The 1794-nt window shown below is 37.1% G+C and carries 1 protein-coding gene; it reads right to left on the bottom strand.

Translation table 11 applies throughout. From position 1 onward, the window contains the following. Window positions 1-409 precede the first annotated feature (409 nt). A complete protein-coding gene (locus DZB84_RS24545; protein WP_116354907.1) occupies window positions 410-1684 on the bottom strand; it encodes an IS110 family RNA-guided transposase in 1275 nt (424 codons plus the stop codon). Between the last annotated feature and the right edge of the window lie 110 nt (window positions 1685-1794).

Consider the following 1794-nt stretch of genomic DNA (forward strand, 5'->3'; position numbering starts at 1 on the left):
TTCAACTCCCTCAGTTTGATACGAATATCTCTCAAATGCTCACTTATTCGCAGGATTTCATACCCCTTTAAAATGGATTTATAGGTATTAGAAGTGAGTTCAGATCATTTTGGCTTCGTGAAGGCATAGTTAAATAAAGGAGTTAGCTAATACTCCATATTTTACCATATAATGTACATCTCCACGCCGCCCCTGGAGGCTTTCCCTCCCATGTCTCAACGGGTCAAGCGCCCTCTCATTCCTTCGTCATGCCTATCCAAGGGGTGGAGGCCAGTTATGCTAAACTGATGGGTCACAATGCCCTTTTGTTGAAGAAACCCGGTACTCCGTACATATTTGAATTCCTACGAATAAGACAACATTCAAAATCAAAATTACTACTTTTCTGTAAGTCTAAAAGTTTTTATTCTTAAGCTGCTAAAGGGATTATTTCTTTCAATTTACTTGGACAATATTCCTCATTACGCTTAGCTATTCCTACAAAAATTCTTGCCAATTTACCGATTAACTTCATAATAGACTTCATTTTCTTCATCTTTTTGACTTTCACATTATGTGCGTGAAGTGCTTTAAATTCATCGTTGTTCATCACAAGGCTCATGGTAGCTAGGTAAAGGAAACGCCGTAGCCTAGAACGACCCCGTTTTGAGACCACAATCTGTCCTTTCCATTTTCCTGAACTTGCTTCAGCTAAATGAAGTCCTGCATGTCGTAATAAAGAATTACCATGAGAAAATCCACTTAAGTCTCCTGCTTCTCCTAAAATACCAGCCAATGAGATTTCACTTATCCCCTTAATCATAAGGAGTTTCTGTACGTAAGGGATTTTATAAAGCTCTTCTTTGATTTGTTGTTCAACTCTTGCGAGTTGGTATATAGTAAGGTCGTATTCTTCTAGTAATTGTTCTAAATGAAATTTATATGCACCTAGTGCTTGAGTTGTTCCTATCGATGATTTTGCTAGTTGAATCAGTAATTGAGCTTTTTTAGGACCAGGTTGTCGCTGCATTAATGACTTCCATCCATTCATGACATCTAGGGGCTCCAGTGAAGCTATTTCAGCTGGAGTTGGAAATAATCGAAGGGTTGCGATTGCCCCTTTACACGTTATATCTTTAAACACTTGTCTGAGTTCTGGGAAGACAATATCTACCCATCTATGAATCTGATTTGCTGAGCTTACAAGCCGTTTTACAATAACATCGCGATTTGAGATTAATACTCTGAGCATTTCGAAGGACTCTGAGGATGGACTAATAAATGAATAATAGCCGTTTTTAACCATATCAGCGATCACTAAGGCATCTTTCTTATCACTCTTTGATTGAGTATTATCGCGATTCTCCTTGTTCCTTTTAACTAGATGGGGATTTACTGTTACTACCTCAATTTTTTGTTCATCAAGCCATTTCGAAATATTCTTCCAATAGTGACCAGTTGGTTCCATACCTACAATGGCTGCATTTAAATTCTTCATTTCTTGTAAACTTTGAATCCAACTTAATAAACTTTTAAAACCTACTTCACTATTTTCAAATGTAAGGGGATCTCCGACTATAATTCCGCGGTAATTTATAGCTCGTGCAACGTGAAATTGTTGAGCAATATCCACACCGACTATTAAATGTTTATCGGATATTCTTTCAATTAGTTGATTTTGTTTGTCTTGCATTTTAAAATTCATAGTAGGGCTTCCTCCTTAAGAGTCTGAGTTAGAGTGGTGTCTATACTCATATCTTACTGAGGGGCTTTATTTTTTTCAAACCTGATATATAACGATCTACAGGAATGCTA

It is taken from the genome of Bacillus sp. HNG, assembly GCF_003400205.1.
GTDB lineage: Bacteria > Bacillota > Bacilli > Bacillales > Bacillaceae_L > Ferdinandcohnia.

Coding starts and splice junctions, on each gene's coding strand:
- DZB84_RS24545 (WP_116354907.1), bottom strand. CDS start 1,684: ATGAATTTTAAAATGCAAGACAAACAAAATCAACTAATTGAAAGAATA.